Annotated in this window: 4 protein-coding genes; 3 read left to right on the plus strand and 1 reads right to left on the minus strand. The window is 37.6% G+C overall.

Annotation, left to right across the window (positions count from 1 at the left end; all coding sequences use genetic code 11):
• Positions 1 to 279 precede the first annotated feature (279 nt).
• Positions 280 to 498: a DUF1653 domain-containing protein gene (locus MSG95_RS18730; RefSeq protein ID WP_004702746.1), complete on the plus strand. Its 219-nt coding sequence runs from the start codon at positions 280 to 282 to the stop codon at positions 496 to 498.
• A 45-nt stretch (positions 499 to 543) separates the two neighbouring features.
• Positions 544 to 1,131: an O-methyltransferase gene (locus MSG95_RS18735; protein WP_077164571.1), complete on the plus strand. Its 588-nt coding sequence runs from the start codon at positions 544 to 546 to the stop codon at positions 1,129 to 1,131.
• Here the strand turns inward: MSG95_RS18735 and MSG95_RS18740 are convergent.
• Positions 1,123 to 2,157 carry a helix-turn-helix domain-containing protein gene (locus MSG95_RS18740; protein WP_077164570.1) on the minus strand — a complete coding sequence of 345 codons (1,035 nt, stop codon included), beginning with the start codon at positions 2,155 to 2,157 and terminating at the stop codon, positions 1,123 to 1,125. The two genes, MSG95_RS18735 and MSG95_RS18740, sit on opposite strands and share 9 nt — an antisense overlap.
• A gap of 120 nt (positions 2,158 to 2,277) precedes the next feature.
• On the opposite strand from MSG95_RS18740, the gene MSG95_RS18745 reads away from it, so the two are divergent.
• Positions 2,278 to 3,471: an alkane 1-monooxygenase gene (locus tag MSG95_RS18745; protein WP_049064306.1), complete on the plus strand. Its 1,194-nt coding sequence runs from the start codon at positions 2,278 to 2,280 to the stop codon at positions 3,469 to 3,471.
• Positions 3,472 to 3,608: the final 137 nt, after the last annotated feature.

The following is a 3,608-nucleotide window of genomic DNA, read 5'->3' on the forward strand; positions in this document are numbered from 1 at the left end:
AGTTTTAATGTTTTGATCTAACATCTGTTTTTACTCCAATGCATCCAAATTCTTTCAATAGATGCATAGTACGTGAAAACACAAAATAGGTGAAACAGTATGTTTTTATAGATTTAATCGGTTTTTTGAATTATTGAGTGTATTCATAAATAAGATCAATAATTTATCTCTAAATGCTCTTTATTACTCTTTTTTATCTTTTAAAGTGAAAGTATTTAAAAATTTATATATGTTATATGGCTGTAAAGATTTTATGTCATAACATTAAAAGGTACTTTCATGTCATTGCAACGCGGCATTTATCAGCATTATAAAGGTAATCTCTATCAAGTTTTTTCTGTAGCAAAACACAGCGAGACTGAAGAGGAGTTAGTTGTTTATCAGTGTCTTTATGGTGACTATTCAACATGGGTACGTCCGCTAGATATGTTTACTGAAACGGTTCAAATGGCTGATGGAAGTATCGTGCCGCGGTTCAAGTTAATTCAAAGCACTTAATTTAAACGGCTGTCATATAAAATAACAATTTTAAAAGGTGAAAATATGCCAAATACTTTTTTCTTACAAAGAGTTGCAGATTTATATGACACCTTTAAACGACATGATGCCCAGCAGTCAGATCGCTTGCTGCGCTATCGAAATATTGAGGCTGATTCTGCAAAACTTCTATCGCAATTGATTCGAATGCAGCAGGCCAAATCAATTTTAGAAATTGGTACTTCAACAGGTTATTCTACTTTATGGCTTGCTGAGGCTGCACAATCGACACACGGAAAAGTAATCACGCTTGAAATTGATGCCAATCGTAGTAATGAGGCGAAACGCCATGTTACTGAACTGGCATTAAATGAAGTGGTTAATTTTTGGATAGGGGATGCCGCAGATTATTTAAATGAAGCTCAGGAAACTTTCGATTTTATTTTGTTAGACGCTGAACGTGATGCATATGAAAGTTATTGGCCAGATTTAAAGCGTCTGATGAAGCCCAAAGGTGGTGTTCTTATTATTGATAAGGTTATTTCACATGCAGCTGAGGTAAGTCCATTTTTATCTTTGATTAAAAAGAATGCAGATTTCATGAGTAGTATTTTGCCTATAGGCGCTGGTTTATGTTTAGTGGTTCTAAAGTAGATTTACTTTCTTGAGATATTCTTGCCGATAAGCTTGTGGACTACAGCCGTGTACTTTATTAAATGCACGGGTGAAATTGGCAGGATTAGAATAGCCCAGTTCATAGGCAATATGGGTAATGGTAAAGCTAGAATTCTCTAATAAATCAATGGCACGCTCAGTGCTGATTTGTTGCTTTAAAGCATGGAATTCAACACCTTGCTGCTGTAAATAACGTTGCAAGGTTTTGGTCGAAATATTTAATACTTTGGCACATTCCATTAGGGTGGGAACTTGATTGGCTTGTCGCAACATCATGCTGACCCATTCAACAATTTCGCCTTGATGGTAGATCTTCTGGATTTGTTCCTGGCAGCGTTGCTCAACTATTTTTAAACTATGTGCGTCAGCTAGAGGCAAGGGTAGTGTTAGTTGTTGCTCATCAATCACCACGCGTATACCTGAAAGCCATGTATAGTTAAAGTGGAAATTGGCCTTCACTAAAGATATGTAACGTTCTTGATAGCTCGGCTCAGGAATACTCAAATACACTTGATAGCGCTGTAATTGCTGGCCTACCAACTCTAACAAGCTGTAGTAAAACGCCACGGCAATCGCTTCAATATGAAAAGCCAAACACTGCTTATTCATCTGCAAAATCGGTTCAAATAATAATTCAACCTTTTGCTGATTGGTCGGAAACCCAATGCTGAGCTTAAAACTCGGCATAATCAGTCTAAAATATTGTGCAATCAGCCTAAGTGCATGTTCCAAATTAGGACTAGTCATTAGCGCATAACCCACCAGACTGTGTGAGCTGAGTTTAATATTCTTACCCAGTTCAAAGGCTAATTCTTGAGTGTTGGGCAAACTCAAACCCATCTCAATGAATTGTTCAATTTGTTGAATCGATAATAATTCTGTTTTTGCCAGTTCTTGTTGGAATGCCCTCAGTAAATCATTATCGTATTGATGCGTGCCGATTAAAATTTCAATCAGCCGTAAATAATAACGTGATGGGATAACAGGAATCTGTTGCTTCTGCACAAGAAAAACTCAGCAAAGTCTTAAAATGATAATAGCAAGTCTTAAAATGATAATATAGAGGGTCTATGAGCGAGCACAATCAATTCAAGCAAAACATTTTGTGTTTGATTGGAGTCTCTAATGAATATGCATACTCAACTGGATGTCGAGCAAGCGACAACAAAATTTAAGGATAAAAAACGTCATTTATGGCTATTGGGTTTAGCTGTACCGACCATAGCAATGGGTGGGCTAGCAGGCTACCAATTTGGTCCTAAAAAAACTAAAAAGTTCTTCGCTTCATTTGGACCATTATTTATTCATGGTGTTATTCCAGCATTAGATAAACTGATTGGTGAAGACAAGGAAAATCCACCATTAGATGCAATCGCTGATTTAGAAGCGGATCCGTATTACGCCCGTATTGTTAAACTTTTTATTCCTTTGCAATATGCAACCAATATCTATGGAGCATATTTGGCAACTCGTAAAAATACACCTATAGCTGATCAGGTTTTACTTGGAACTTTAGTAGGAATGGTCAATGGGATTGCGATTAATACTGCACATGAACTTAGTCATAAGAGTGGTCGACTTGAACATTATTTATCTCATTTGGCGTTAGCACCTTCGGGGTATAACCATTTCCGAATTGAACACCCTTATGGACATCACCGCCGTGTTGCGACACCTGAGGACCCAGCATCTTCAAAATTTGGCGAAACCTTTTGGAAGTTCTTACCGCGGACTGTAGTTGGGAGTTTTAAATCGGCGATTGAAATTGAGAAGAATCGCTTAGAGCGTAAGAAATTGCCTTTCTTCTGTAAGGAAAATGAACTGATTCATGGCTGGGCAATGTCGGCTGTGTACCATGCAGCCATGTTTGCGAAATTTGGTGCGCGTTCGATTCCATTTCAAGTTACTCAAGCTGCGTATGCAATAACTTTGTTTGAATCGGTGAATTACATTGAACATTATGGTTTAAAGCGTGCAAAGAAAGAAAATGGCCAATATGAACGTACTTTGCCAGAGCACAGCTGGAATAATAATAATGTGGTGACCAATCTGTTCTTGTATCAATTACAACGGCATTCAGATCATCATGCAAATCCAACTCGTAGCTTTCAGACCTTGCGGCATTTTGAAGATGCACCGCAATTACCAGCAGGTTATGGTGCAATGATTTTGCCTGCGTTTATTCCATCTTGGTGGTCAAAAATTATGGATGAACGCGTTGTTGAGCACTATAAGGGCGACCTCAGTAAAATCAATATGCATGTTGATGTGAAAGAAAAAATGCTAGAGAAATATATTAAGCAAAATAACGCGGCTTAATAGTCGAAACAGGCTTTGTTGCACAAAGCTATTCTTGAAGGCTTCTTCAGTAATATAATTTCCAGATGAAGAAGCCTACACCTAAAATCTATCGTACAACCAATTGGTCCTCGTATAACCAAGCTTTAATCAAGCGA

Origin of the sequence: Acinetobacter sp. IK23, from assembly GCF_035615275.1 — a bacterium.
Classification (GTDB): Bacteria; Pseudomonadota; Gammaproteobacteria; order Pseudomonadales; family Moraxellaceae; genus Acinetobacter; species Acinetobacter seifertii.